Source organism: Mitsuaria sp. MSU3D (assembly GCF_056867975.1).
Genome location: NZ_CP200314.1, coordinates 4,357,581 through 4,383,676, shown reverse-complemented (window position 1 = coordinate 4,383,676; position 26,096 = coordinate 4,357,581). Strand labels below are relative to the sequence as shown.

At 69.7% G+C, this 26,096-nt stretch carries 17 protein-coding genes and 1 pseudogene; 9 read left to right on the top strand and 9 right to left on the bottom strand.

Annotated features, from left to right (window positions below; genetic code table 11):
* Positions 1-25 precede the first annotated feature (25 nt).
* The gene (locus tag AC1VNM_RS19240; RefSeq protein ID WP_377159787.1) at positions 26-1,222 is read left to right on the top strand and encodes a GGDEF domain-containing protein; all 1,197 of its coding nucleotides are present in this window, start codon (positions 26-28) and stop codon (positions 1,220-1,222) included.
* 31 nt (positions 1,223-1,253) lie between these two features.
* On the opposite strand, the gene AC1VNM_RS19235 is transcribed toward AC1VNM_RS19240, so the two are convergent.
* Positions 1,254-1,859, bottom strand: coding sequence for a YdeI/OmpD-associated family protein (locus AC1VNM_RS19235; RefSeq protein WP_483107966.1), 606 nt, complete (start codon positions 1,857-1,859; stop codon positions 1,254-1,256).
* A 57-nt stretch (positions 1,860-1,916) separates the two neighbouring features.
* On the opposite strand from AC1VNM_RS19235, the gene AC1VNM_RS19230 reads away from it, so the two are divergent.
* A complete protein-coding gene (locus AC1VNM_RS19230; protein ID WP_377159791.1) occupies positions 1,917-3,032 on the top strand; it encodes a calcium:cation antiporter in 1,116 nt (371 codons plus the stop codon).
* A 6-nt stretch (positions 3,033-3,038) separates the two neighbouring features.
* On the opposite strand, the gene AC1VNM_RS19225 is transcribed toward AC1VNM_RS19230, so the two are convergent.
* From AC1VNM_RS19225 to AC1VNM_RS19195, 7 genes and pseudogenes are all read right to left on the bottom strand, one after another.
* Entirely contained in the window at positions 3,039-4,268 is a 1,230-nt protein-coding gene (locus AC1VNM_RS19225) for a serine hydrolase domain-containing protein (RefSeq protein ID WP_483107965.1), read from the bottom strand.
* On the bottom strand, positions 4,265-5,815 hold the full coding sequence (locus tag AC1VNM_RS19220) for a methyl-accepting chemotaxis protein (RefSeq protein ID WP_483107964.1): 1,551 nt from the start codon (positions 5,813-5,815) through the stop codon (positions 4,265-4,267). Before AC1VNM_RS19220 ends, AC1VNM_RS19225 begins: the two co-directional genes overlap by 4 nt.
* A gap of 100 nt (positions 5,816-5,915) precedes the next feature.
* Positions 5,916-6,053 carry a hypothetical protein gene (locus AC1VNM_RS19215; RefSeq protein WP_483109356.1) on the bottom strand — a complete coding sequence of 46 codons (138 nt, stop codon included), beginning with the start codon at positions 6,051-6,053 and terminating at the stop codon, positions 5,916-5,918.
* Positions 6,050-7,288: a hypothetical protein gene (locus AC1VNM_RS19210; RefSeq protein ID WP_483107963.1), complete on the bottom strand. Its 1,239-nt coding sequence runs from the start codon at positions 7,286-7,288 to the stop codon at positions 6,050-6,052. Before AC1VNM_RS19210 ends, AC1VNM_RS19215 begins: the two co-directional genes overlap by 4 nt.
* A 71-nt stretch (positions 7,289-7,359) precedes the next feature.
* A pseudogene (gene icmF, locus AC1VNM_RS19205) lies at positions 7,360-10,670 on the bottom strand (fused isobutyryl-CoA mutase/GTPase IcmF).
* A 180-nt stretch (positions 10,671-10,850) separates the two neighbouring features.
* Entirely contained in the window at positions 10,851-11,843 is a 993-nt protein-coding gene (locus tag AC1VNM_RS19200; protein WP_483107962.1) for a PEP-CTERM sorting domain-containing protein, read from the bottom strand.
* Positions 11,843-15,961: a PEPxxWA-CTERM sorting domain-containing protein gene (locus AC1VNM_RS19195; protein ID WP_483107961.1), complete on the bottom strand. Its 4,119-nt coding sequence runs from the start codon at positions 15,959-15,961 to the stop codon at positions 11,843-11,845. The genes AC1VNM_RS19200 and AC1VNM_RS19195 overlap by 1 nt, the downstream gene beginning before the upstream one ends.
* 172 nt (positions 15,962-16,133) lie before the next feature.
* Between AC1VNM_RS19195 and AC1VNM_RS19190 the strand changes: the two genes are divergently transcribed.
* The 4 genes from AC1VNM_RS19190 (at position 16,134) to AC1VNM_RS19175 (ending at position 20,056) form a co-directional block, all read left to right on the top strand.
* The gene (locus AC1VNM_RS19190; RefSeq protein WP_483107960.1) at positions 16,134-16,778 is read left to right on the top strand and encodes an ANTAR domain-containing response regulator; all 645 of its coding nucleotides are present in this window, start codon (positions 16,134-16,136) and stop codon (positions 16,776-16,778) included.
* 275 nt (positions 16,779-17,053) lie between these two features.
* Positions 17,054-18,277 (top strand): CmpA/NrtA family ABC transporter substrate-binding protein, encoded by a 1,224-nt coding sequence (locus tag AC1VNM_RS19185; protein WP_483107959.1) that lies wholly within the window; start codon positions 17,054-17,056, stop codon positions 18,275-18,277.
* Between the two features lie 44 nt (positions 18,278-18,321).
* Positions 18,322-19,239: a nitrate ABC transporter permease gene (gene ntrB / locus AC1VNM_RS19180; RefSeq protein ID WP_377159807.1), complete on the top strand. Its 918-nt coding sequence runs from the start codon at positions 18,322-18,324 to the stop codon at positions 19,237-19,239.
* Between the two features lie 16 nt (positions 19,240-19,255).
* Positions 19,256-20,056 (top strand): ABC transporter ATP-binding protein, encoded by an 801-nt coding sequence (locus AC1VNM_RS19175; RefSeq protein WP_483107958.1) that lies wholly within the window; start codon positions 19,256-19,258, stop codon positions 20,054-20,056.
* A 155-nt stretch (positions 20,057-20,211) separates the two neighbouring features.
* Here AC1VNM_RS19175 and AC1VNM_RS19170 read toward each other — a convergent pair whose 3' ends face one another.
* Positions 20,212-21,582, bottom strand: coding sequence for a type IV pili methyl-accepting chemotaxis transducer N-terminal domain-containing protein (locus tag AC1VNM_RS19170; protein WP_483107957.1), 1,371 nt, complete (start codon positions 21,580-21,582; stop codon positions 20,212-20,214).
* A gap of 301 nt (positions 21,583-21,883) precedes the next feature.
* Here AC1VNM_RS19170 and AC1VNM_RS19165 point away from each other — a divergent pair, with 301 nt between their 5' ends.
* Genes AC1VNM_RS19165 through nirD form a run of 3 tightly spaced genes read left to right on the top strand, consistent with a single transcriptional unit; the run spans position 21,884 to position 26,086 of the window.
* Positions 21,884-23,203, top strand: coding sequence for an MFS transporter (locus tag AC1VNM_RS19165; protein WP_483107956.1), 1,320 nt, complete (start codon positions 21,884-21,886; stop codon positions 23,201-23,203).
* 50 nt (positions 23,204-23,253) lie between these two features.
* Positions 23,254-25,695: a nitrite reductase large subunit NirB gene (gene nirB, locus AC1VNM_RS19160; RefSeq protein ID WP_483109309.1), complete on the top strand. Its 2,442-nt coding sequence runs from the start codon at positions 23,254-23,256 to the stop codon at positions 25,693-25,695.
* A gap of 10 nt (positions 25,696-25,705) precedes the next feature.
* Complete coding sequence (nirD, locus tag AC1VNM_RS19155) at positions 25,706-26,086, top strand: nitrite reductase small subunit NirD (protein ID WP_377159815.1); 381 nt, start codon at positions 25,706-25,708, stop codon at positions 26,084-26,086.
* Positions 26,087-26,096 lie beyond the last annotated feature (10 nt).

The window sequence follows — 26,096 nt, the reverse complement described above, 5'->3', positions numbered from 1 at the left end:
GCGTCGATCACTACACTCACGCGTCATGGCGTCCATCCACATCCCCACGCTGATGTTGGCGCTGCTGAGCGGTTTCGCGATGCTCGGCGTCCAGCTGTGGGCGGCGCAGCGCAGCCGGCTGCGCTACCTCGACCTCGGCGTGTGGACCTGGGGCTCGTGGACGCTGCTGGCCGGCTTCACGATGCTGACGGCGCGCGTGGTGCTGCCGGTCTGGGTGTCGGCGCTGATCGGCAACGGGCTGATCGCGCTGGGCATCGTGTTCTACAACGAGGCCATCCATCGGCATGTGCTGGGGCGTTCGCTGCCGCGCTGGATGTGGTGGGGCGGCCCGACGGTGGCCTGGGGCCTGACGGCATGGATGCTGGCCTGGCCGCTGGCGGTACGCACGAGCGCGATCTCGCTGGTCTTCGCAACCCTGCTGCTGCCGGCGATCTTCGTGCTGCTGGGGCCGGGCTGGCGCGGCGAGTCGTCGCTGCGCGCCGTCGGCATCACGCTCGTGGCCGCGGCGGCGAGCCTGCTGCTGCGCAGCCTGCACGCGATGACGAATCCGGAGGAATACCTGGACCTGATGCAGGGCAGCCTCGGCCAGGGCCTGACCTTCCTGTTCAGCTTCCTCTGCCTGATCGGCGCGGGTTTCGGCTTCGTGCTCGCGAACTTCGAGCGCATCGCGCGGCGCATGGAGGAGGTCGCCTCCACGGACGGCCTCACCGGCTGCCTGAACCGGATGACCGCCGACGCGCTGCTGCGGCACGAGCTGGAGCGCGGCCGGCGCGAGGGCACGCCGCTGGCCTTCGTGCTGCTGGACCTGGACCATTTCAAGGACGTCAACGACTGCCACGGCCATCACGCCGGCGACGACGCGTTGCGCGCGTTCGCGGCCGAGGTGCGGGCGCGGCTGCGCGCGTCGGACGTCGTGGGCCGCTGGGGCGGCGAGGAATTCGGGCTCGTGCTGCCGGCCACCGACGGATCGGGCGCGATCCGTCTGGTCGAGCAGATCCGCGAAGCGGTGGCGACGCTGCAACTGTGCGACGGCGATGGGCGTGCCTTCACGCTGACGGTGTCGGCCGGCGTCGCGGTCGCGGAGCCCGGCGACCAGGTGAGCGCCGATCAGCTGTTCATGCGGGCCGACCGCGCGCTGTATCGCGCCAAGGACGGCGGTCGCAACAACGTGCAGGTGCACGACAGCAACTGGGAGCTCGGCGCGGGGTCGTCCGCGGCGTGAGCCTGCGCCAAGCCGCTGGCGGGCCGTGGCCTCAGCAGTTCTCGTACTTCCAGTTCCGCCGCTTGCCTTCGGCCATCCACTCCACGGCCTGCGCCAGGCGGCGCTCGCGCGTCTCGGCCTTCCTGGCCTCGACGATCCAGTCGACGTAGTCGCGCTTCTGCCCGGGCGGGAAGGACTCGAAGGTCTTCCGCGCGGCGGGATTGGCCCGCAGCGCGGCGGCGAGGTCGTCGGGCACTTCCGGCGGCGGCTTCGGCGCGGTCGGGCGCGCGGGTCGGGCCTTCACGCCGTCCTCGATCAATTGCATCGCGCGTTTCAGGATCGCCTGCTGCTCGGCCTTGGGCGGCAGGTCCTGGAGCGACGTGAGCTTGCCGAAGTCGCCCATCGCGCCCCCCTTGGCGTGGTCGGCGCCGACGGCCGCCTCGCCGTGCCAGAAGCCGATCGAGCAATGCGCCTTGAAGGCGGCCATGCCGGTCAGGATCTTGTCGCGGTACGTGAAGTTGGGGAAGCCCCACTTGATCGTCTCGACCACGTCGGGGCAGTGCGCATGCACGGTCGCGCGCCAGTGGCGCAGCAGGTCCTGGGCGAACGGGGCGGCGCGGTCGATGTAGGCGTCGACGCGCGGATCGAGGGTCGGCATGGCTGCCGAGCGTAGCGCTTCCGAGGTCGCCAGACCATCGTGGTCTATGCTCGGTCCATGCATGTGAAGCGCTCCAACTCCCTCCTTGCCCGCCTGCCGGCGGCCCTGCCCATCTGGTCGCTGCTGGCGCCGCTGGCCGCGATCCTCGCGCTGCTGGGGCTGACGGCGGGCGCCAATTCGACGCTGGTGCTGACGGTGGTGAGCGTGCTGCTGATCGCCGCGGTGCTCGCGGCGGTGCATCACGCCGAGGTCGTCGCGCACCGTGTGGGCGAACCGTACGGCTCGCTGGTGCTGGCGGTGGCGGTGACCATCATCGAGGTGGCGCTGATCGTGTCGCTGATGCTGGCCGGCGGCGAGTCGACCAACGCACTGGCGCGCGACACGGTGTTCTCCGCGATCATGATCGTGTGCAACGGCGTGCTGGGGTTGTGCATCCTGGTCGGCGGCTGGAAGCATCAGGAGCTGGCCTTCCGTGTCGAAGGCACGAGTCCGACGCTCGCGGTGCTGGCCGCGCTGTCGGTGCTGACGCTGGTGCTGCCGGCGTTCACGACGAGTTCGGCCGGGCCGACGTTCACGACCACGCAGCTGCTGTTCGCGGGCGGCGTGTCGCTGGTGCTCTACGGAGCCTTCGTGTTCGTGCAGGCGGTGCGGCACCGCGACTACTTCCTGCCGGTGGCCGGCGTCGACGACCAGGACACGCATGCGGCGCCGCCGAGCTGGCGCGTGGCCGGCACGAGTCTGGCGCTGCTGCTGGTGTGCCTGGTCGGCGTGGTCGGCCTGGCGAAGCTGCTGGCGCCGACGATCGAGCGCGGCGTGCATGCGATCGGCGCGCCGCCGTCGCTGGTGGGCGTGATCGTGGCGATGCTGGTGCTGCTGCCGGAGACGGTGGCGGCGGTGCGCGCGGCGCTGCACAACCGGCTGCAGACCAGCCTCAATCTGGCGCTGGGTTCGGGCCTGGCCAGCATCGGGCTGACGATCCCGACGGTGGCGGTGCTCTCGCCGCTGTTCCCGCACTCGCTGGTGCTGGGGCTGACGCCGTTGAGCATGGTGCTGCTGTTCCTGACCTTCATCGTCGGCGGCCTGACGCTCGGCGGCGGCCGCGCGACGGTGCTGCAGGGGGCGGTCCACATGGTGGTGTTCGTGGTGTTCCTGTTCCTTGCGGTGTTCCCGTGATGTCTGTCAGCGCGGCCAGGCTGTCGCCTTCGACCCGTACTCCCACGTGAACGGCACGCCGGTCTCGCTGAGCACGCGGCGCACGATCGCGGGGTAGAGCCGTTCGGCCATCACGTCGTTGGACAGCAGCACGACGCAGGCGCGGCGCTGTTCGAGGCACACCATCGTGTTGCCCGTCTGATCGTCGTGGCCGCCCTTGAAGTAGCCACGGCCTTGCGGGCCGTCGAACACGACGACGCCCAGTCCGGCCGCGAGGTCCGGCCTGCGTTGCGTCGCAGGCAGCTCCGGCTGCAGCGTCGGGAACTGCGACGCGGTCGTGATCGGTGCCTGCGGGCGCGTCATCTCCGCCCGGCTGCGCGGCGAGAGGCCGTCGCCACGCGCAAGCCCCGCCGCGAAGCGCGCGAAGTCGTCGATCGACGTGTCCATCGAGCCCGCCGCGCGCACGCGGCTGCGCGCATCGTGCGGGACCCAGCGGCGCACTTCGGTCACGCCGTCCGCGAGGTTCGTCGCGAAGTCCGCCCGCCACTTCATCGCCGTCATCGTCATGCCGAAGCGGTCGAAGACGCGGCGCTGCATCTCCTGGCCGAGGTCCAGCTTCAGCCGGCCCTGTTCGAGCACGAACTGCAGCAGGATCAGGCCCTCGCCGGAATACGCGTAGCGGCTTCCCGGATCAAAGTGGAAGCGCAGCTTCCCGTCCGGCTCCAGGAACGCGAAGTTGCCGAAGCCGCCGCGGTGCGAGAGCAGCAGACGCGGCGTCAGCGCCCGCCAGCGTTCATCGCCGCGCAGGTCCGGCCACGGGCCGTAGCGGGCGTCCTTCGGGTAGTCGGGCAGCGGACGGTCCAGCAGGGTGGCGATCGAGGCGTCGAGATCGATCCGGCCCTCGTCGACGAGCTGCATCACCGTGTAGGCGAAGACCGCCTTGGTCAGCGATGCCCCGTACATCACCGTGCCGGTCTGCAGCGCCTGACCGTCGGCGTTGCGATGGCCGTAGCTGCGCACCGCGCGAATCTGTCCGTCCTCGATCACGGCGAGCGCCAGGCCCTTCACCTCGCCCGAAGTGATCGATGCCCTGATCAACGACTCCGCGCCATCGAGGTCCGGCGCGGAGACGACGACGGACGTGCCCGTCTGATCGCGCGCGCATCCGCTCAACGACGTGGTCAACGTCCCCAGCGCCGAGCCGGCGACCAGTGCGGCGAAGGCCGCGGCGATGCGCTGTCCGTCGCGACGCCTCATGCCGCCAGTCGGAAGGTGCTCACCAGCGCGTTGAGCTGTTCCGCCTGTGAGCGCAGGCTGCCCGCCGCCGCGGCCGATTCCTCGACCAGCGCCGCGTTCTGCTGCGTCATTTCGTCGAGCCGCTGCACGGCGACGTTGACCTGGCCGATGCCGTCCTTCTGCTCGGCGGCCGCCGTCGCGATTTCGCCGACGATGTCGGCCACGCGGCGCACGCCCTGGACGATCTCGCCCATGGCCAGTCCCGCGTTCTGCGCCAGGCGCGTGCCGGTATCCACGCGCAGCACGCTCTCGCCGATCAGCGCCTTGATCTCCTTGGCCGCGCCGGCCGAGCGCTGCGCCAGCGCCCGCACCTCGCCGGCCACGACCGCGAAGCCCCGACCCTGTTCGCCGGCGCGCGCTGCCTCGACGGCGGCGTTCAGCGCCAGGATGTTGGTCTGGAACGCGATGCCATCGATGGTCCCGATGATGTCGTTGATGCGGCGCGAGCTCGACTCGATCTGCTGCATCACCGCGACCACCTCGCCGACGACATCGCCGCCCTTGGACGCCGACACGCGCGTCGCGCTCACCAGGTCGTTGGCCTGCTGCGCCGAGCTGGCCGTGCTGGCGACCGTGCCGGTCAGTTCCTCCATCGAGGACGCCGTCTCCTGCAGGTTGGACGCCGTGGCCTCGGTGCGCGCCGACAGGTCCTGGTTGCCGGTCGCGATCTCGCGCGTCGCGACATTGATCGTCTCCGTGCCGTCCCGCACCTGGCGCACCATGCGCCGCAGCGACTCCTGCATCGCGCTCAGCTCGCGCAGCAGCACGCCGATCTCGTCGCTGCGGTCGACGACGATGTCCTGGCTCAGGTCGCCGCTGGCGATGGTCTGCGCCACTGCGCCGGCCCGCACCATCGGCGCCCGCACCGAGTGCGTGATCCGCCACGCGATGAAGATCCCCAGCACGACCGCGACGCCCGTCAACGTCAGCATCAGCGTCGCCGCCTGCGTGGCCTGTTCGCGCTGCTGTGCGGCGAAGTGGTCGGTGTCCTCCGAGATCAGCGTCACCAGCTTCTCGACCGATGCCAGGTAACTCGCCGCCACCGGGATCAGCGTCTGGTCGACCTGCCGCCCGCCGGCCTCCGGGTCCGCCTTGATCGCGGCCATCACGCCCTTGCGGATGTCGACGTAGCGCTGTCGCTCGGACGCGATCACCGGCAGCTGGGCCTTCTGCTCGGGATCGTCGATGACCTTGTCGAGCTCGGCCTGCAACTGGTTGATGCGTTCGGTGGTGCGCGTCATCTCGGCGGACAGGAAACTGCTGAGCCCCTGATGTCCGCCGGACTTGGCCATCGCCATCACGCGGTTGAGGTTGAGCTCGGTGGCGGCGCGCCAGTTCGTGGCCATCAGCCGGCGCTGCTCCAGCGTGTGCAGCTGTTCGCTGAGCCGCACCATCTCGCGCAGCTTCATCACGCCGACGCCGGTCATCAAGGCGGCCATCGCGAGCACTGCCGCGAAGCCGACTTGCAACAGGGTCGTGATCTTCATTCGGCTCAGGACCTGCAGCATGTCGTACTCCAACAGCGATGGTGCAATCGATTATGGGAGTGCCGCTGCGGGGCGGCAACACGCGGGAGAACCCGGCCCCCCCGGCCCCGGGGGCGCGCGCTCACGCGAGCCGGAACACCCGCACCAGCGCCGCGAGTTCCTTGGCCTGCTGCTGCAGGCTGTCCGCGGCCGCGCTGCTTTCCTCGACCAGCGCGGCGTTCTGCTGCGTCACCTGGTCGAGCTGCGAGCCCGGTGTCACGACGGATCGTCCGCCTGCGAGAGCGGGTCCGCGAAGGTGACGCGCCGGGATCGCGGCCGCGCCGTCAGCGCTTCCATCTGCAGCAGGCCCATGCGGCGCAGCACATCGCCCTCGGGCAGACGCACCTGCCATTCGGCAAAGTTCAACATGGCCTCGCCGAAGCCCTGGCCCCCCTCCCAGGCCTTGCGCAGGCTGGTCGCGGCGGCGTGGCGCGCCTTGCACGCCTCGTCGATGCACTTCGCCCGCGTGTAGAAGTCGTCCGGCCACGCCCACCGCTGGAGCTTGGCCAGCGTGACGAGGTCGCGCGGCGGCCGGATCGGTCGGAACGCGCCGCGGGGCGGACTGGCGATGTGCCATTGATCGTCGAGGAGGTGGGCGATCCGCAACAGGTCCTGCTCGTCCAGCCCTTGCTTGAGGTAAGGCGGAGGCGCCAGGCGCAGGGGAAGCATCCGGAGCAGCAGGTCCTCGATGGCGATCGAGCCCGGCGCGGGAAGCAGTTCGCGCGGCACCATGCGCAGCGCACGGCCGATCGTGAGCTGCTCCTCGGCGTTCGGCTGGATCCTCGGGTGAGCGCCATCCTTGCGGTTGTCGTCGACGCCGGAGCGGCCGAACCAGGAGGCAAACAGGTCGGCGAGCCGGCGCGACAAGTCCCCGAACGCCTTTGCCGGCGGCAGTTCCAGCCGGCAGTCATCGCTGCACAGGGCGTCGCGCAGGGCGGCGACCGCCATCAGGCGTGTCGGGGCGACGTCGCTGTCTTCCCGCGCCAGAGGCACGCAGCTCGGGGCCCGTTCGGTCAGGCGGAACAGCACCGGAACACCGGACGGGTTGAGCAGGTAGGGGAGCGGGTCCGTGGTCTCGAACAGGCGCAGCGCCGTGTCGGTCGGCAGGTCCACGAGGGTCCGCTGCGCGTCGACATGCGGCGCGCTGACGCATTCCGTGCCGGACAGCTCCCGCAGGAAGCGGTTGACCGTGGAGGCCGTGCAACCGTCCGGCAGCGCCACCACCGGCGGATGGTCGGCGGGGTGCGGAAACGCGTGTTTTCCCAGCAGCCGGAGGAAGCCGTCCGGCAACTCGTCGAGCGTGGTCGGACGCAGGTCGCGCAGATCGGCGACGGACGTGCCGGCGCCGGTCAGGCGCTGCAGCACCGGATGGAGGATCGTCCTGTCGCCGCCGCGGCGCGACAACGTGGAGAACGCCTGGACGAGCGCGGAGGGGAGAGCGGATGGTGGCAGCATGGTGGGAGACCTCGACGAAGGTCTCCCCTAGTGCCGGGCCGGCGGACGCGCGGCGCGCGCCCGCGGATCGCTCACATGCTGCGCCGGTACTGCCCACCCACTTCAAACAGTGCCGCGGTGATCTGTCCCAGCGAGCACACCCGCACCGCGTCCATCAGCACGTCGAAGACGTTGCCGTTGGCGATCACCGCCTGCTGCAACCGCTTGAGCATCGCCGGCGCCTCGGCCGCATGGCGCGCGTGGAAATCGCCCAGGCGCGTCAGCTGGCCCTGCTTCTCCTCCTCGGTCGAGCGCGCCAGCTCGATGTGGTCCGGCACCGGGTCGCCGTGCGGGTTGCGGAAGGTGTTCACGCCGATGATCGGGTACTCGCCGGTGTGCTTCAGCATCTCGTAGTGCATCGACTCTTCCTGGATCTTGCCGCGCTGGTAGCCCGTCTCCATCGCGCCCAGCACGCCGCCGCGCTCGGCGATGCGCTCGAACTCGGTCAGCACCGCCTCCTCGACCAGCTCGGTGAGCTCGTCGATGATGAACGCGCCCTGGCTCGGGTTCTCGTTCTTCGCCAGGCCCCACTCGCGGTTGATGACCAGCTGGATCGCCATCGCGCGGCGCACCGATTCCTCGGTCGGCGTGGTGATCGCCTCGTCGTAGGCGTTGGTGTGCAGCGAGTTGCAGTTGTCGTAGATCGCGATCAGCGCCTGCAGCGTGGTGCGGATGTCGTTGAAAGCGATCTCCTGCGCATGCAGCGAGCGGCCCGAGGTCTGGATGTGGTACTTCAGCTTCTGGCTGCGCTCGTTGGCGCCGTACTTGTCGCGCATCGCCACGGCCCAGATGCGTCGCGCGACGCGGCCCAGCACGGTGTACTCGGGGTCCATGCCGTTGCTGAAGAAGAAGCTCAGGTTGGGCGCGAAGTCGTCGATGTGCATCCCGCGCGCGAGATAGGCCTCGACGAAGGTGAAGCCGTTGGACAGCGTGAACGCCAGCTGCGAGATCGGGTTCGCGCCCGCCTCGGCGATGTGATAACCGCTGATCGACACCGAGTAGAAGTTGCGCACGTCGTGGTTGACGAAGTACTGCGCGATGTCGCCCATCACCTTCAGCGAGAACTCGGTCGAGAAGATGCAGGTGTTCTGGCCCTGGTCCTCCTTGAGGATGTCCGCCTGCACCGTGCCGCGCACGTTGGCCAGCACCCAGGCGCGGATCTTGGCGGCCTCGTCGGCGGTCGGGTCGCGGCCATTGTCGGCCTTGAACTTCACCAGCTGCTGGTCGATCGCGGTGTTCATGAACATCGCCAGGATCGAGGGCGCCGGGCCGTTGATCGTCATCGACACCGAGGTCGTCGGGTGGCAGAGGTCGAAGCCGTCGTACAGGACCTTCATGTCGTCCAGCGTCGCGATGCTGACGCCGGAGTTGCCGACCTTGCCGTAGATGTCGGGCCGCGGCGCGGGATCGGCGCCGTAGAGCGTGACCGAGTCGAAGGCCGTCGACAGCCGCTTGGCCGGCAGGCCCTCCGACACCAGCTTGAAGCGCCGGTTGGTGCGGAAGGCGTCGCCCTCGCCGGCGAACATGCGGGTGGGGTCCTCGCCCTCGCGCTTGAACGCGAACACGCCGGCCGTGTACGGGAAGCTGCCCGGCACGTTCTCCAGCATCAGCCACTTCAGCAGCTCGCCCTGGTCCTCGTACGGCGGCAGCACGACCTTGCGGATGCGCGTGCCCGACAACGAGGTCGACACCAGCGCCGTGCGGATCTCCTTGTCGCGGATCTTCACGACGTACTCGTCGCCGGCGTAGGCCTGCTGCATGTCGGGCCACTGCGCGAGCAACTGGCGCGCGTCGGCGTCGAGCTTCGCCTGACGCGAGGTGGCGAGTGCTTCAAGCGTGGACAGCGACGCGGCATGAGCCTGGATATCGCCGCCGGCTCCGGCGCTACCGAGCATCGCGGCGCTGGCGGTCAGCTGCTGGATCTCGCGGGCCAGGCGCGCTTGCGCGCGGGCCCGCTTCTTGTATGAGCGCACGGTGTCGCCGATCTCGGCGAGGTAACGCGAACGCGCCGGCGGCACGATCGGTGTCTGGTGGGTGCTGAAGCGCGTGGCGGCGACCGGCAGACGGCCGTCGCCGTCCCGCAGCGGCAGGCCGAGCTCGGCCAGGCGCGGCTTCAGCGCCTGGTAGAGCGCGGTGACGCCGTCGTCATTGAAGCGGCTGGCCATGGTGCCGAAGACCGGCAGTTCCTCGGCCTTCTTCCCCAGGCCTCCTTGTTGCGCTGCACCTGCTTGGCGACGTCGCGCCACGCGTCGGCCGCACCCTTGCGGTCGAACTTGTTGATCGCGACGAACTCGGCGAAGTCCAGCATGTCGATCTTCTCGAGCTGGCTGGCCGCGCCGAACTCCGGCGTCATCACGTACATCGGCACGTCGACGTGCGGCACGATGGCCGCGTCGCCCTGGCCGATGCCGGAGGTCTCGACGATGACGAGGTCGAAGCCCGCGACCTTGGCCGCGGCGATCACGTCGGGCAGCGCCTGCGAGATCTCGGAGCCGAAGTCGCGCGTCGCGAGCGAGCGCATGTAGACGCGTTGACCTGCGGCCCAGGGCGCGATCGCATTCATGCGGATGCGGTCGCCCAGCAGCGCGCCGCCGCTCTTGCGGCGCGACGGGTCGATCGAGATCACGGCGATGCGCAGCGCGTCGTCCTGGTCCAGGCGCAGGCGGCGGATCAGTTCGTCGGTCAGCGAGGACTTGCCCGCGCCGCCGGTGCCGGTGATGCCCAGCACGGGCGTGCGCAAGCCCTTGGCGGCATCGCGCAGCGCCTGCGTGAAGCTCGCATCGGCGCGACCGTTCTCCAGCGCCGTGATCGCCTGCGCGAGCGCGCGCCAGGCGCTTTCCGAATGGCCTTGCAGCGCGGCCACGGCCTTGGGCGCGGCGGCGCTGAGGTCCTGGTCGCAGCGCATGACCATCTCGCCGATCATGCCCATCAGGCCCATGCGCTGGCCGTCCTCGGGGCTGAAGATGCGCACGCCCTGGTCGGCCAGGTCGCGGATCTCGGCCGGCACGATCACGCCGCCGCCGCCGCCGAAGACCTGGATCTTCTCACCGCCGCGCTGGCGCAGCAGCTCCACCATGTACTTGAAGTATTCGACGTGGCCGCCCTGGTAGGAGCTGACCGCGATGCCCTGCGCGTCTTCCTGCAACGCGGCGGTGACGACCTCGTCCACCGAGCGGTTGTGGCCCAGGTGGATGACCTCCGCGCCCATGCTCTGCAGGATGCGCCGCATGATGTTGATCGCCGCGTCGTGCCCGTCGAACAGGCTGGCGGCGGTCACGAAGCGGACCTTCTGGGTGGGGCGGTACTCGGCCAGGGCCTTGTACTCGGCGGACATCTCGGTCATGACGTGTGTCTCCGGCTGGGGGCGCGGTCGCCTGCGATGGAGAGGATGGTCCCGCCGCGGCGCCTGTCGTGGGTCGACCCCTTTTGGGGATCGATGTTGCGCGCCGATTCTAGATTCCGGTTGACGTTTACGTAAACGTGAGATGTCCGGGGTTGTTCACCCGCGAAGGGCGGGGAATCCCTAGGATGCCGGTTGATCCGAGCGATGGCGGCGACGCGAGCGTCCCAGCGCGAGCAGCGCCAGCCCGGCGACCATCAGCGCCCAGGTGCCCGGTTCGGGGACCGTCGCCGCAGCCAGCGAGGCGGCGTAGTTGATGCCGACGTCGTTGAAGGCGGTCACGTCCGCCATCGGGCGGCCCTGCGCATCGGTGACGCCGACGATCCCGTCCCAGCTGAAGCTGTGGGAGAAGTCGGTCAGACCGGCGGCCCAGGCGGTGATGCGCGAGTCCGGGTCGGTGAGGCCGACGACGGCGGTCGCGTAGAGCGAGCTGCGCCAGCTGATGTCGATCGTTTCGCCGAAGGTGACCGGCACCGTGTAGGCGAAGGTGCCGACGCCCTCGCCGAGGCTGAAGCGGGTGCGCTCGCCGGTGGTGAAGTAGTTGACCTCGTGGCTATCGAAACGGAACGGCGACGCGCCGGGCGCGCTCAGCAACAGGCTCGTCTGCCAGCCGCTCTCCGCGGCGTAGACGCCGCCCGGTCCCTCCAGGACCGAGGCGTAGCCGTCGGGCCAGCGCACGCCGTCGACGACGATGCGGAAGGTCATTGCGCCGGCGCTCCCGGACACGCAGGCCGGGCAGGTGAGGGCGAAGCGGTCGCTCGATTCGGCAGCGACGAAGGAGGAGCCGAAGGCGACGCCGGTGCCGTCGCGGCTGTCGAGGAAAGCGCTGGACTGCGCGCTCAGGCGCGCGTTGCCGTAGGTGACGTCGACGCGGGCCTGCGACTGCGCGAGACTGCTGTGACCGGGCGCCTCGCCGGCTGCCGAGGTGACGATCCGCGCGGTGAGCGGCGATTCGGCGTAGCGGTCTTCCAGCGTGCGTTCGTCCTGTTCGGAACCCGTGCGGCTGATGCTGTTGCCCCGCGTCACGAAGTTCGCCCCCTGGGCGTCGATGAACACGCCGGCCAGCAGGGCGGCGGTCGCGGCCTGCGCCAGGAGCCGAGAGATGAGCGCGGGCATCACGCGATGTCCTCCAGCGACCGGCCGCGCCGATGCGCGATGACACCGAGGACGCACAGGCCCAGCGCCATCAAGGCCCAGGTGCCGGGTTCGGGGATGGCGGCGACCGCCAGCGATTGCGCGAAGTCGACGCCGTCCGCGTTCAGCGCGCGGTAGCCGGCGACGCTCGCGCCGCTGCTGTCCAGCACCGAGGTGATGCCGCGCCAGTAGGTGTCGTCGGGTCCCATGGACAGCGCCAACGACGCCCAGGTGGTCGCGTTGTGAGGCTCCTCGCGGCCGGCGACGGCATAGACGCCCATCGAGACGTTCCAGACGAATCCGACCGGCTGACCGAAGACGAAGTCGATCGTCAGCGACTGGCGTCCAGGCGGATCGCCGCCGGTCATCGTCAGGGGCTCGCCGTTGGCGAACTCATAGTTGACGGTGGTGTTGAGTTGGCGGTAGATCGTCTGCCCGTTCCCGTCCCGGATGCCTTCGGCGTAGGTCTGCAGATAGCTCCCCCAGCCAGCCGAGCCACCGTAGACGGGACCGAGCGAGAGTGGCATGGCGCCGCCGTTCCAGGTCGCAGCGTCGGCGCCCACCTGGATCTGAAGCGTGAGGCTGCCCCGCGTGCCCGCCACGCAGGTCGGGCAGGTGACGATGAAGCTGTCGACGGTGGAGCCCGTGACGTTGCCTTCGGCGGAGATCCAGGAACTCTCGTTGTTGGCGGCGGCCAGCACGGAGCCGGAGACGGACATCTCGAACCCGCCCGGCCGGGCCTGGCCCCAGGTCCGCGCCTGGCCGGTGGCCGCGTAGCCCGGACCGGCGTCGAACACCGAGACATGGCTGGAGGCCGGACCCAGCCACGGCGGCTTGATGGACGCGTCCCGCTCGTCGGACACCGGACCGAGGACATGGGTGTTGGTGGAGACGAAGGTCTCGGCGGCCCCCGCCATCGCGGGCCAGGCCAGCGCGAGCAGGACGAGACGCCACGGACGGCGGCGCGGGGAGACCGGTCGCGCCGTCGGGGTGCGACGGGTCGCGGGGCCGACGCCCCGACCGCGACGTCCTGTGGCGAGCAGGACGAGCAGCGCCGCTCCGGCGGCCATCAGCGCCCAGGTGCCGGGCTCCGGGATGACCGCGGCGCTGGCGAAGGCGCGGGTGTAGTCGAGTCCCCGTGCATTCAGCGCGGTGACGCCGGCCACGGCGTTGCCCTGCGCGTCGAGCACGCTGGTGATGCCGGCCCAGTACATGCTGTGCGTGGCGTCGGTCTCCATCGCGGCCCGGGCGCTGAACGAGTCGGTGTTCCGCCCGGAGTAGAGGGCGCCGGAGAGGGAGGCGGCCAGGGTCATGTCGAGGTGGATCGGCTGTCCGAAGACGAAGTCGAGGGACAGGTTCTGCATGCCGGCCGTCATGCCCGGACTCTCCTCGACGCCGGCGACATCGTTGCGCAACGTGTCGAAACGGTAGTAGCGGAAGTCCAGTTGTCCCTGGCCGGACGGGCCGGACACGCCGTCGGCACGGACCGCGACGTCGGACCACCAATGGTTGTCGGCGTTGTAGAAGCCGCCCGCGTCTGCCGGCGACTGCGTCATGCCGCCCTGATGGGCGGTGACGGCGTCGAAGAAGATGCGGAAGTTCATCGTGCCCGCCGTCCCCGCCGTGCAGCCGCCGCATTGGATGACGAAGGTATCGGTCAGCGAGCTTTTCACCTGCGCGAACGAATAGGCGTCATGGTTGGGTCCCTGTGCCACGAGCGAGGTCGATCCCTTGACGTAGGCCTGCAGGTGTCCGTAAGAGGCGGCGCCCCAGCCCTCGATGCTGGCGTCGGCGTGTCGCGGGCCGCCGTCGAAGCTGATCGCATCGCTGAACGTGCGCCGTTCGCCGGGGTCCATCTCGCCGCCGACCTCGTCGCTGCGTCCGGGGACGCCGAAGGCGCCGAGGCCGTAGCTGTAGCTCACGGACAGCGTCTGCGCCTGGGCCAGGCCGGCGACGCCCACAAGACCCGCGGCGCCCAGGGCGCCTGCCAGACGCCGGATAGCGATGCGGCGACGCCGCAGGCTGGCTCCCAGCATCCCCAGCCCCGCCAGCATCAGCGCCCAGGTGCCGGGCTCCGGCACGACCGCGGCGGTCGCGAACGAGCGCGCGTAGTCGATGCCCACGGCGTTCCGCGCGGTGAAGCCGTTGACCGCGTTGCCCTGCGCGTCGATCACGCTGGTGATGCCGTCCCAGTACATGCTGCGCGTCGCGTCGGTCTCCATCGCGCCGTGCCCGCTGAACGGCGTCGTGTTCTCGCCGGTGTAGACGCCGCCGAGCAGCACGGCGCTCAGGCCCATGTCGATCCGGATCGGTTCGCCGAAGACGAACTGGATCGACAGCTCCTGCAGACCGGCCGACACGCGCGGACTTTCCTCGATGCCGGGGACGTCGTTGTGCAGCGTTTCCAGGCGATAGAACTGGAACCCCAGCTGGCCGGGGTTCGGCGGCCCGGGCACGTCGGGCGGCGACGGATTGGGCACCCCTTGGGCGGTGATCCCGAAGCCGGTCCACCAGTCGGTATCGGCGAGGTAGCCGCCGGTCTGCGAGACCGGCTGGCCGAGTCCGCCTTCGCGCGCGGTGGCGGCGTCGAAGAACACGCGGAAGTTCATCGAGCCCACGGTCCCCGCCGCGCAGCCGCCGCACTGGATGACGAAGCTGTCGGTCAGCGTCGCGGTGACACTGCCCAGCAGGTAGGTGCTCTGGTCCGCCGCCTGGGCCGCGAGCGCCGTCGATCCCTTGACGTAGGCCTGCAGGTGGCCGTAGCGCGCCGCGCCCCAGCCTTCCATGCGTGCATCGGAAGACAGCGACGCGTCGCTGAAGCCGATCGCATCGCTGAAGCGGCGCACCTCGCCGGCCGACGTGAAGGCGCTGCGGTGTTCCATCCGGCTGGGCGCGCCGGGCGCGACCAGCTGGTAGTCGTAGACCACCTCGAAGGGCGGCAGGGGCTGCGCCTGCGCAGGACCGTTGATGCCCAGGCCCAGGAGTCCGCCGCAGGCCGCGAGCAGCGTCGTGAACCGACGCGTCGGCCTTGACGTCGACATCGGGTCGATTCGCCGCGAGCGCCGACGCCCGGCGATCAGTCCCAGCATCCCCAACCCGGCCGCCATCAGCGCCCAGGTGCCGGGCTCCGGCACCAGCGCCGCATTGGCGAAGGACTGCGCGTAGTCGACGCCGACGCCGTTCTTCGCGGTGAAGCCGTTCACCAGATTGCCGTTGGCATCGGTGACGGCGGAGATGCCATCCCAGTAGAAGCTGTTGGAGAAGGCGGCGTAGCCCATCGCGCTCAGCGCGCCGATGGCGTTGCCGTCGCCCGCCCGCAGGTCGGCCAAGGACGATGCGCTGGCCAGCCAGTTCATATGGATGGGGCTGCCGAACTCGAATTCGAGCTGGTAGTCGTAGATGCCCATGCCTTCGCGCGAGCCGCCGGCCACGATGTCGTCGTTGACCATCGCCCGGTAGTCGTAGGCGAACAGCGCCAGCGTGCCGGGGCCGGGAAAGTCCATGGCGACACCCTCGGCGCGCATCGACAGGTTGCTGCTCCAGTAGTACTGCGTGGTCCGGGCCGCGCCTGGGATCGGTTGACCGCCGAGGCTGCTGGACGAATTGTTCAGACCCACGTCGCCCTCCAGCACGACCCGGAAGTTCATCGTGCCGCGCGTGCCGGCGACGCAGGTGGGGCAGGCAACGACGAAGCTGTCGGCCATCGACGCGCTGGCGTTGGATTCGGCGTGCAGCCCGGGCTGATCGCCCGACACGGAAGTCTGGTTCGTCGACGAGCGGGAGACGAAGACCAGGTGACCGTAGCTCGCGCTCGCGTAGGAGATGGCATTGGTGTTCTGAAGGACCCCGGGCACGGCGTCGTACAGGATGAGGTCGGTGCCGGCCCACACCGGCGAGCTGCCCGATCGGGGATCGCCGCCGCCCTGCTGCACGTTCTTCGTCGCCGTCTGGCTGGACGCTCCGGCCCCGGCGGTGAATTCGGCGGCGCAGACCGCGCCGCCGCCCAGCGACAGCAGTGCGATCAGCAGGGCCTGGCGACCCACGCGACGCGGGAGGTGGTGCGGAATCCCGTGTGGGATCAAATGCGTTGAAAGGCGCATGGTCATCTCCCTGGCGACGTGACCGCCGCTCGCCGCGACAGTACGGCGAAGCGCCGGTTTGCGCGGCCCCTTCTTGGCAGGACCCTGGGCACGCCGGTTGCGGTGGTTCAGGAGCGTGCCTTGCCCGGCATCCCGGCGTGGAAGCGGCCGGACTCGGCATGGAACTTGCGCCGTGATTGGCGTGAAGCCGCCGCCCGCCCCCGATGCCAGCCCGCCGCCCGCGCATGCCGCGCATGCCGGCTTGCGCGTGCTGCTCATCGACGACGGCGCCCATCGCGTCGACCTGCTGCGCGATGAACTGGTGCGCCAGGGCTGCGAGGTCGTCGGCGTCATCGAGCAGGCCACGCTGATCCACGACTGCGTGCTGCGCCTGCAACCGGACGTCGTCATCGTCGACGCCGAATCGCCGACGCGCGACACGCTCGAGAACCTCGCCACGCTGTCGACGAAGATGCCGCGCCCCGTCGTGATCTTCGCGGAGGACGAGGACCGCGCCCCGATGCGCCGCGCGATCCAGGCCGGCGTCAGCGCGTATGTCGTGGCGGGACTGCAGACGCAGCGGCTCGCGCCCGTGCTGCACGTGGCGATCGCGCGCTTCGAGCAGGACCTCGCGCTGCGCGAGGAGCTCAGCAGGACGCAGGCGCAACTGGCTTCGCGCAAGCTCGTCGACAAGGCCAAGGGCATCCTGATGCGCGAGCAGGGCCTGGACGAGGACCAGGCCTACCAGCGCCTGCGCAAGCTCGCGATGGACCGCGGCGAGGCGCTCGCGCAGGTCGCGCGGCGCGTGATCGACGCGCACGATCTGTTGCGAGGCTGAACGCACCGCAACGGCGCATGGATGCCGCGAGACAGTGCATCGCGACGGACTTCGGCGTGCCTGTCCGCCTGCTTCCTCCTGGGCCGCGTCGTATCGACCTCGTGGCACGCTTCCTGCAATGCCCTGCTCGTGCCCTCGCAACGGCGTGAGGGTCACATCGAAAGATTTGGGCAAAGGCGTCCGATCGGTTCCGCTTCGACGAAGCGGGACGGTCGCGACGCCTTTTTTGTTTTTCCCGGAGGTCTTGAATGCAACACGGTTCCCAGGAGGGTCTGATGAGCGCTGAGCGTCGCAAGCTGCTCGCCACCGGCGCGGCGCTGGGCGGGCTGTCCGCGCTGCCGGGCGGCGGCGCGTTCGCCGCCGGCTCCGACAAGCCGGAGAAGGAGGAGGTCCGCATCGGCTTCATCCCGCTGACCGACTGCGCGTCGGTGGTGATGGCCGCCGCGCTGGGCTTCGACAAGAAGTACGGCATCAAGATCATCCCGACCAAGGAAGCTTCCTGGGCCGGCGTGCGCGACAAGCTCGTCAACGGCGAGCTCGACATGGCGCACGTGCTCTACGGCCTGATCTATGGCGTGCAGCTGGGCGTGGCCGGTCCGAAGAAGGACATGGCCGTCCTGATGACCCTGAACAACAACGGCCAGGCGATCACGCTGTCGAAGAAGCTGGCCGAGGCCGGCGCGGTGGACGCGGCCTCGCTGGCCAAGGTCATGAAGAAGGACAAGCGCGACTACACCTTCGCGCAGACCTTCCCGACCGGCACGCACGCGATGTGGCTCTACTACTGGCTGGCCGCCGCGGGCGTGAACCCGATGAAGGAGGCCAAGGTCATCACCGTGCCGCCGCCGCAGATGGTGGCCAACATGCGCGTGGGCAACATGGACGGCTTCTGCGTCGGCGAGCCCTGGAACCACCGCGCCATCATCGACGGCATCGGCATCACCGCCGCCACCACGCAGGACATCTGGAAGGACCATCCGGAGAAGGTGCTCGGCACCACCGGCGACTTCGTCAAGAAGTACCCCAACACCGCGCGTGCCGTGATCATGGCGGTGCTCGAGGCCGGCCGCTGGATCGACGCCAGCCTGTCCAACAAGCAGAAGATGGCCGAGACCATCGCCGACAAGGCCTACGTCAACACCAGCGTCGACGCGATCAACCAGCGCATCCTGGGCCGGTACCAGAACGGCCTGGGCAAGACCTGGGACGACCCCAACTACATGAAGTTCTTCAACGACGGCCAGGTCAACTTCCCCTGGTTGTCCGACGGCATGTGGTTCCTGACGCAGCACAAGCGCTGGGGACTGATCAAGGAGCATCCGGACTACCTGGGCGTCGCGCGCCAGGTGAACCAGGTCGAGCTCTACAAGCAGGCGGCGTCGGCGCTCGGCGTGTCGGTGCCGAAGGAGACGATGCGCTCGGCGAAGCTGTTCGACGGCGTCGTCTGGGACGCCAAGGATCCCGCCAAGTACGCGGACGCCTTCAAGGTCCGCGCATGACGGGCTTCCTCACCTCTCCCTTCTGATCGATGCAGGAGTCCGCCATGGTCAGTGCCGTTTTTCATTCCCCCGGCGATGCGAACGGTGAGCCGGTCACCGTCTCCGTCGCGACGCCCCTGCCGCTGGCGCGTGACGCGGCCAACGAGCCGGTCGCCAAGCCGGTCCCCGCGCGGCCGCCGCGCGCCGGCATCGACTGGCGCGCCGTCTGGATGCGCGTGCTGCCGCCGGTGTGCGGGCTTGGCCTGCTCTGGCTGGTCTGGTACGTCGCGACGATGAAGGGCGGCGAGTTCCCGACGCCGGGTGCGACGTGGGACGCCGCGGTCAAGCTGTTCGCCGATCCGTTCTATCGCAACGGGCCGAACGACCAGGGCATCGGCTGGAACATCCTGAACTCGCTGCAGCGGGTGGCGCTGGGCTTCGGTCTTGCGGCGGCGGTCGGCATCCCGCTGGGCTTCATCATCGGCCGTTTCGAATTCGCGAGCCGCATGCTGTCGCCGCTGATCAGCCTGCTCAAGCCGGTGTCGCCGCTGGCGTGGCTGCCGATCGGGCTGCTGGTGTTCAAGAGCGCCAACCCGGCGGCGATCTGGACCATCTTCATCTGCTCGATCTGGCCGATGGTCGTCAACACCGCGGTGGGCGTGCAGCGCGTGCCGCAGGACTACCTGAACGTCGCCCGCGTGCTGCGCCTGTCCGAATGGAAGCTGGTGACGCGCATCCTCTTCCCCGCCGTGCTGCCCTACATGCTGACCGGCGTGCGGCTGTCCGTCGGCACCGCGTGGCTGGTGATCGTGGCGGCCGAGATGCTGACCGGCGGCGTCGGCATCGGCTTCTGGGTCTGGGACGAGTGGAACAACCTCAACGTGCAGCACATCCTCATCGCGATCTTCGTGATCGGGATCGTGGGGCTGTTGCTGGAGTGGTTCCTGATGACCCTCGCCAAGCGCTTTTCCTTCGATGACTAGGCCCGAGGAGACTTCGATGAGTCCGTTCATCCGTGTGCAGCAGGCCGAGATGGTCTTCTCCAGCCGCAAGGGCCGCTTCCATGCGCTGCGCGAGATCGACCTCGACATCGCCAAGGGCGAGTTCGTGACCCTGATCGGCCATTCGGGCTGCGGCAAGTCGACGCTGCTGAACCTGATCGCCGGCCTGCTGCAGCCCACCGACGGCGGCCTGCTCTGCGACGGTCGCGAGATCGCCGGCCCCGGCCCCGAGCGCGCGGTCGTGTTCCAGAACCACTCGCTGCTGCCGTGGCTGACCTGCTTCGACAACGTGCTGCTGGCGGTGGAGTCGGTCTTCGGCAGCCGCGAGCTGCGACCGCGCCTGATGGCGCGCACCGAGGAGGCGCTGCACCTCGTCGGCATGAGTCACGCGATGTTCAAGCGGCCGCACGAGATCTCCGGCGGCATGAAGCAGCGCGTGGGCATCGCGCGGGCGCTGGCGATGGAGCCCAAGGTGCTGCTGATGGACGAGCCCTTCGGCGCGCTGGACGCGCTGACGCGCGCGCACCTGCAGGACGAGCTGCTGAAGATCGTCGCCGCGACGCACAGCACGGTGGTCATGGTCACGCACGACGTGGACGAGGCGGTGCTGCTGTCCGACCGCATCGTCATGATGACCAACGGCCCGGCGGCCACGATCGGCGAGATCCTGCCCGTCACGCTGCCGCGGCCGCGCGACCGCGTCGCGCTCGCCGAGGACCCGACCTACGTCCATGCGCGCAAGGCGGTGATCGACTTCCTCTACACGCGCCATCGGCACGTGGAGTCGCGGGCCGCTTGACTGCGTGAGTCAGCTGGCCCTCACCCCCGCCCTCTCCCGCAAGCGGGAGAGGGTGTCCGACGGGCTCCATTCGCGGCGCTGGCTCTCTTTCTCCCTCTCCCGCTTGCGGGAGAGGGTAGGGGTGAGGGCCAGCGGCCGTGGCAGTCCTGAAGCCCTCAACCCAGGATGATCTGCAGACTCTGTTGGTAATGCACCGTGAGCAGCTCCAGCCGATCGAGCAGCACCTCGCTGCTGCGCGCCAGCCCTTCGGCCGCCTCGCGGCCGTGGGCGTGGCGCACGCTGCGCATCAGCCGCAGCCATTCGGCGCCGACCTCGGCCAGCAGCGCGCGGATCGCGTCGCTCGATAGCGGCGAAGACTCCAGTTCCGCGAGGCCCGCGGCGAAGCGATCCAGGCTGTCGATCAGCACCGCCGTGTCGCGACCCGGCAGCAGGACCGCGAGCAGGGCCTCCTTCGCCAGTTGCTGGCTCAGCATGCGCTGCCGTCCGCAGACATTGACGACGTGCAGCGGCTTGCCGCCGCCCGAGGCCGCGAGTGCCGTGGCCAGCGCGTCGGACTGCGTCAGCAGGTCTTGCGCGGCGCCATCGGCGGCCGCCAGCGCCTCGGTGCCGGGCTTGCCGGCGAGCAGGGGCTCCAGCCGGTGCCAGGCGTTGATCACGGGGTCGACGAGGTGGGCCGGTGTGCCCGTCGACGGCGGCAGGCCCGCCACCAACGCGGGCAGTCGGGCCAGGTTGGCGGTGACGCGCGCGCAGGACTCGTCCTGCAGCGCCTTGGCGCGCTTGCCCTCGATGCCGGCGGCGCGCTGGGCCATCAGCTTCACCAGCCGCTGGCTGAGCATGCGCTGCTGGCCGGCGAGGTTCACCGCCTCCGCCAACTGGGCCGACTGCACGACCGACCGCGCCACCTCGCCCAGCCGCAGGTGCGCGTGCATCGCCGCATCGCGCAGCAGCCGGAAGGCGGCGTCTTCATCGAGGTCGCGGGCCGACATCAGCAGGCCCTTGGCGCGATCGGTCCACTTGCGGTCGTCCAGCTGCGCCCGCAGCGCCGCGAAGCGGGCGCTGGCCCCGACCGCCCAACGCAGCTGGCGACGCAGCGCGGCGGGTTCCGGCATCGACTCGAGGAGCACCTGCACGCCGACCGACATCGCGCGCTGCTGGAACTCGACGGGCATCCGATCGGCGCCGGGCGCCACGCACACACCCGGCAGGTTCAGCTGGGCGGCCTCCAGGGCGTCGAACCAGTCCGACCAGTCCGGCACCATCGACCGCGCCGCGATCGACCGATCCGACGCGCTCGCAGGCGACGCGCTCGCAGGAGACGCGCCGAGGTCGAGCACGAACGCCTCCGCGTCCCGTTCCTGTGCGGCGCGCACCAAGCTGTCGCGTTCCGACTGGTGCACGGCTGCCGCAATCCAGTGCGCGGCGGGGTCGCCCGCCAGCGCGGCGGCGCCGAGCAGCAGGACGCGGCGGGGCAGCGTCTCGTCGTCGTCGGCGGGATCGGCATCGGGTCGGGCGAGGGGCTCGGACATGGGGCTGACAGAGGAGGGCGGCGACGGTCTCCGGCCATCGACGGACGGTCCGGCGGAGCGCCGCAGCATAAGCCTGTACCGGTCCGGCGTTGAAGAAATACCGACCGCCGCGCGCGCTGGCATGCGACTTGCGAAGTCTCCGGCGTGGCGCAACGACGCGCCGCACCCGCGCGGGGCTCCGGTCCCGCGGTCTTCGCGCCGGATCGCCCGCGATCCGATGCCTCATCCGTCAGAAGGCCTCGCCGAGCCCCGCGCTCGACGCGGCCTTTTTTCGTTTCCAGCCCCCCACAGCAATTCCGCCATGGCAGCGTTCCGCACCTTCCTGCGCTCCGGCCACGCCCCGACCCTCGGCGCGGCGTTCCTGTACTTCGCCTGCTCCTGCTGCATCTGGGTGCTCAACGGCGCGCTCGCGCCCTTCATCAGCGAGGCCTACCAGCTCACCGCCGCGCAGAAGGGGCTGATGCTGTCGATCCCCATCATGGCCGGCGCGCTGATGCGCTTCCCGCTGGGCGTGCTGTCGCAGTACATCGGTCGCAAGAACGCGACGCTGGTGGAGATGGCGCTGATCGCCGTCGCCATGAGCTACGGCTACTTCATGGTCGAGAGCTACGGCGATCTGCTCGCGATGGGCGTGCTGCTGGGCATCGCCGGCGCGAGCTTCGGCGTGGCGATGTCGCTGGGGTCGGGCTGGTACCCGCCGAAGTACAAGGGCCTGGCGATGGGCCTGGTCGGCGCGGGCAACGTCGGCACCGCGGTGTCGGTGCTGGTGGCGCCGCCGCTGGCGCAGTGGCTGGGCTGGCAGAGCGTCTACGCGATCGCCGCCGCCGCGATCGCGGTGCCGATGGTCGTGATGGTGGTCTTCGCGAAGGAGCCGCCGGACGTCGACGCCCACGCCGGTCTGCGCGAGCACGTCGCCTGCCTGTTCGAGAAGGACGGCTGGGCCTTCAGCCTGCTGTACGCGGTGACCTTCGGCGGCTTCATCGGCCTCACCACCTTCCTGCCCACCTACTACCACGACCAGTTCGGCGTCTCCAAGATCGCCGCCGGTCAGTTGACGATGCTGGCGGCGTTCATGGGCGCGGCGGTCCGTGTCTTCGGCGGCGCGCTCTCGGACCGCTGGGGCGGCGTCAATGCGCTGACGGTGGTGTTGGCGATGGTGACGGTCTCGCTGCTGCTCATCGGGCCGGCCAACGGCTCGCTGGTGCTGACGACGGTGCTGCTGGTGGTCTGCTTCGGCGCGCTGGGCGCGGGCAACGGCGCGCTGTTCCAGCTGGTGCCGCTGCGCTGGCCCGCGGCCACCGCGGTGGCCGGTTCGATGATCGGCGAGATCGGCGCCCTCGGCGGCGGTGCGGTCCCCAACCTCATGGGCCTGTCCAGGCAATGGGCCGGCACCTACGCCTGGGGCTTCGCGGCCTTCGCCGTCTTCGCGCTCGCGATGCTCGGCCTGCTGCGCGTGATGCAGGCCCGCTGGACCCGCACCTGGGTCGGCGCCGGCGGCCGCGCGCATCCCTCTGCGTCCACCGAGACGCCTCTCTCACTCCCTCTCCCGCTTGCGGGAGAGGGCAGGGGTGAGGGCCGGGCTCTCCCGACCGCCACCTTCCGCATGGAGCGCTCCGCATGAACGCCACCACCGAACTCGCGCCTCTGAACACCCCAGCCGGAGCCCCTGCCATGAAGAAGATGAAGCTCGTGATGATCGGCAACGGCATGGCCGGCGTGCGCACGCTGGAAGAGCTGCTGAAGATCTCCCCCGACCTGTACGACATCACCGTCTTCGGGGCGGAGTCCCATCCCAACTACAACCGCATCCTGCTCAGCCCGGTGCTGGCCGGCGAGCAGACGCTCGACGAGATCATCCTGAATCCGCTGTCCTGGTACGAGGACAACGGCATCACGCTGCACCTGGGCAAGACGGTGACGACCATCGACCGGGTCCGCCGCAAGGTGGTCGCCGACGACGGCACCGAGGCCGAATACGACCGGCTGCTGATCGCCACCGGTTCCAATCCGTTCATCCTGCCGGTGCCCGGCAAGGAGCTCGCGGGCGTGATCGGCTACCGCGACATCACCGACACCAACACGATGATCGAGGCGGCCGCGAAGTACCGCCATGCCGTGATCATCGGCGGCGGGCTGCTGGGCCTGGAGGCGGCGAACGGCCTGATGTTGCGCGGCATGCAGGTCACGGTGATCCACATCGCCGGCTGGCTGATGGAACGCCAGCTTGACGACCAGGCCGGCGACCTGCTGCGCAAGTCGCTGCAGGAACGCGGCCTGCGCTTCCGGATGGGCGCGCAGACGGAGGCGCTGATCGGCGACAAGGACGGACGGGTGATGGCCGTGCGTTTCAAGGACGGCGAGGAGATCCCCGCCGACCTCGTCGTGATGGCCGCCGGCATCCGTCCCAACACCGCGCTGGCCGAGCGCGCCGGCCTGCACTGCCAACGTGGCATCGTCGTCACCGACACGTTGCAGACGGTCACCGATCCCCGCGTGTACGCCGTCGGGGAATGCGCCGCGCACCGCGGCATCGCCTACGGTCTCGTGGCGCCGCTGTTCGAGCAGGGCAAGGTCTGCGCGAACCACCTGGCGCAGTTCGGCATCGGCCGCTATCTCGGCAGCCAGACCAGCACCAAGCTGAAGGTCACCGGCATCGACCTGTTCTCGGCCGGCGACTTCATGGGCGGCGAGGGCACCGAGGAGATCGTGATGAGCGATCCCTTCGCCGGCGTCTACAAGAAGCTCGTCATCAAGGAGGACCAACTGGTCGGCGCCTGCCTCTATGGCGACACCGTCGACGGCAGCTGGTACTTCAAGCTGCTGCGCGAGGGCCGCAAGATCGGCGACATCCGGGACAAGCTGATGTTCGGCGAGAGCAACATCGGCGACGTCGGCCACCAGGGGCACAACAAGGCGGCCGCGATGGCCGACAGCGACGAGGTCTGCGGCTGCAACGGCGTCACCAAGGGCGCCGTCTGCAAGGCGATCAAGGAGAAGGGCCTGTTCACGCTGGAGGAGGTGCGCAAGCACACCAAGGCCAGCGCGAGCTGCGGCTCCTGCACGGGGCTGGTCGAGCAGCTGCTGATGTTCACGGCCGGCGGCGACTACTCGTCGGCGCCGAAGAAGAAGGCGATCTGCGGCTGCACCGACCTGAGCCACCAGGAGGTGCGCGACGCCATCTTCGACGAGCACCTGATCAAGCTCGGCGACGTCTACGCGCGCCTGAACTGGAAGACGCCCAACGGCTGCGCGACCTGCCGGCCGGCGCTCAACTACTACCTGCTCTCGTCGTGGCCCAAGGAGGCCGTGGACGATCCGCAGTCGCGCTTCATCAACGAGCGCAGTCACGCGAATATCCAGAAGGACGGGACCTACTCGGTGATCCCGCGGATGTGGGGCGGGGAGACGACCGCCGATGAGCTGCGCCGGATCGCCGACGCCGTCGACAAGTACAAGATCCCGACGGTGAAGGTGACCGGCGGCCAGCGCATCGACCTGCTGGGCGTGCGCAAGGAGGACCTGGTCGACGTCTGGCGCGACATCGGCATGCCCAGCGGCCATGCCTACGCCAAGGCGCTGCGCACGGTGAAGACCTGCGTCGGCTCCGAGTGGTGCCGCATGGGCACGCAGGACAGCACGCAGATGGGCAAGGACCTGGAGCGCGCGATGTGGCGGATGTATGCGCCGCACAAGGTCAAGTTCGCCGTCAGCGGCTGCCCGCGCAACTGCGCCGAGGCCGGCATCAAGGACGTCGGCATCATCGGCGTGGACTCCGGCTGGGAGATGTACGTCGCGGGCAACGGCGGCATCAAGACCGAGGTGGCGCACTTCCTCGTCAAGCTCAAGACCTCGGAAGAGGTCATGGAATACACCGGCGCCTTCATGCAGCTCTACCGCAAGGAGGGCTGGTACCTCGAACGCACCGTGCACTACGTGAGCCGCGTGGGCCTGGACCATGTGAAGCGCCGCATCCTCGACGACGCCGAGGGGCGCAAGGCGCTGTGGGCCGAGCTGCAGTTCGCGCTCGACGGCGAGCCGGATCCGTGGTTCGAGTTCGCGAAGGCCCAGGTCGACGTGCGCCAGTTCGAGCCGGTCGCCACCGTTCAAGCGTGAGGAACACCCCATGACGAACTGGATCTCCGTCTGCACCGTGGCCGATATTCCCGTGCTGGGCTCGCGACGCGTCGCCCGCGAAAAGGGCCCGCAGGTCGCGCTGTTCCGCACCGCGGACGACCGCGTCCATGCGCTGCTCGATCGCTGCCCCCACAAGGCGGGGCCGCTCAGCCAGGGCATCGTCTTCGGCAACGCGGTCGCGTGTCCGCTGCACAACTGGACCATCGCGCTGGAGAACGGCTGCGCCCGCGAGCCGGATGAAGGCCGCACGCCGGTCTTCCAGGTGAAGGTCGAGGACGGCGTCGTGCTGCTGGACCGCGATGAACTGGACACGGTCGGCATCGATCTGCCGCCGGTGAAGGCCGGCCCCTGCACCCGGGTGGCCTGCTGAGAGGCCGATG

Excerpts from the sequence above, each read along its gene's own strand:
- AC1VNM_RS19240 (WP_377159787.1), top strand. The coding sequence starts at position 26 with ATGGCGTCCATCCACATCCCCACGCTGATGTTGGCGCTGCTGAGCGGT.
- AC1VNM_RS19235 (WP_483107966.1), bottom strand. The coding sequence starts at position 1,859 with ATGCCGACCCTCGATCCGCGCGTCGACGCCTACATCGACCGCGCCGCC.
- AC1VNM_RS19230 (WP_377159791.1), top strand. The coding sequence starts at position 1,917 with ATGCATGTGAAGCGCTCCAACTCCCTCCTTGCCCGCCTGCCGGCGGCC.
- AC1VNM_RS19225 (WP_483107965.1), bottom strand. The coding sequence starts at position 4,268 with ATGAGGCGTCGCGACGGACAGCGCATCGCCGCGGCCTTCGCCGCACTG.
- AC1VNM_RS19220 (WP_483107964.1), bottom strand. The coding sequence starts at position 5,815 with ATGCTGCAGGTCCTGAGCCGAATGAAGATCACGACCCTGTTGCAAGTC.
- AC1VNM_RS19210 (WP_483107963.1), bottom strand. The coding sequence starts at position 7,288 with ATGCTGCCACCATCCGCTCTCCCCTCCGCGCTCGTCCAGGCGTTCTCC.
- AC1VNM_RS19200 (WP_483107962.1), bottom strand. The coding sequence starts at position 11,843 with ATGCCCGCGCTCATCTCTCGGCTCCTGGCGCAGGCCGCGACCGCCGCC.
- AC1VNM_RS19195 (WP_483107961.1), bottom strand. The coding sequence starts at position 15,961 with ATGCGCCTTTCAACGCATTTGATCCCACACGGGATTCCGCACCACCTC.
- AC1VNM_RS19185 (WP_483107959.1), top strand. The coding sequence starts at position 17,054 with ATGAGCGCTGAGCGTCGCAAGCTGCTCGCCACCGGCGCGGCGCTGGGC.
- ntrB (WP_377159807.1), top strand. The coding sequence starts at position 18,322 with ATGGTCAGTGCCGTTTTTCATTCCCCCGGCGATGCGAACGGTGAGCCG.
- AC1VNM_RS19175 (WP_483107958.1), top strand. The coding sequence starts at position 19,256 with ATGAGTCCGTTCATCCGTGTGCAGCAGGCCGAGATGGTCTTCTCCAGC.
- AC1VNM_RS19170 (WP_483107957.1), bottom strand. The coding sequence starts at position 21,582 with ATGTCCGAGCCCCTCGCCCGACCCGATGCCGATCCCGCCGACGACGAC.
- AC1VNM_RS19165 (WP_483107956.1), top strand. The coding sequence starts at position 21,884 with ATGGCAGCGTTCCGCACCTTCCTGCGCTCCGGCCACGCCCCGACCCTC.
- nirB (WP_483109309.1), top strand. The coding sequence starts at position 23,254 with ATGAAGAAGATGAAGCTCGTGATGATCGGCAACGGCATGGCCGGCGTG.
- nirD (WP_377159815.1), top strand. The coding sequence starts at position 25,706 with ATGACGAACTGGATCTCCGTCTGCACCGTGGCCGATATTCCCGTGCTG.